Raw genomic sequence first — 760 nt, 5'->3', positions numbered from 1 at the left:
TCAGACCCGCATGGAAGTCGCGCAGGAGGCGATCACCGCCTATATCGATCTCGGTGCCAACCGCGCCATGATGCGCCGGGTACGCGATTACATCGAGAAGCTCGAAAGCCTCGAGCGTCTGGCCAATGACCGCACCTTCTCGGGCTATGGGGATCGGGTCGAACTGGACCGGGCCGCCGTTGATCTTGCCAGCGCCCGCGAGTGGCTGGCACGTCTGCAGGGCGATGCCGACACCGCCCGTCAGGAACTCGAGATACTCAGCGGCCGCTCCTTCAGGGATGTTGCCCTGAGCGCCCCGCCGCCCCTGCCGATCGTGGCGGATCTGGCGCACGACCCCGTCACCACCGATGCCGCCATCACCAACGCGCCGGCCTATCGCAGTCGTGTCAGCCAGCAGAATGCCGCGCGCCACGCCCTGAGCCTGAGCGAGGCCGAGCGCTGGCCGGAGTTGCGTCTGGAGGCGACCAGCTCACGCTATGAGTCGAACGACGACATGGTCAGCGACTCCAGCATCGGTCTGCGCATCGAGGCCCCGGTCTTCCAGGGCCTGACGCCGTTGCGCCAGCCCGAAGCGGACCGCGCACGCCTGACCGCCGCCCAGTTCGAGACCGCCTCCACCGCCCGCGAGCTACGCCGCCAGATAAAGCGTCTGTCAGCCAGTCAGCCCGCGGTCGAGGCACGTATCAAGGCGCTGGATCAGCAGGCGCGCAGCGGCGAACGCCTGCGCAGCAGCTATCGCGACCAGTTCATCACCGGCTCG

Annotated in this window: 1 protein-coding gene; it reads left to right on the top strand. The window is 67.8% G+C overall.

Annotation, left to right across the window (positions count from 1 at the left end; translation table 11 throughout):
* Positions 1-760, top strand: a 760-nt coding sequence (locus QQF40_RS17160; RefSeq protein WP_285462028.1) for a TolC family protein, incomplete at both ends; no start/stop codon positions are given.

It is taken from the genome of Cobetia sp. LC6, assembly GCF_030264805.1.
Classification (GTDB): Bacteria; Pseudomonadota; Gammaproteobacteria; order Pseudomonadales; family Halomonadaceae; genus Cobetia.
The sequence above is the reverse complement of the archived record's forward strand: the minus strand, read 5'-3'. Positions and strand labels throughout refer to the sequence as shown.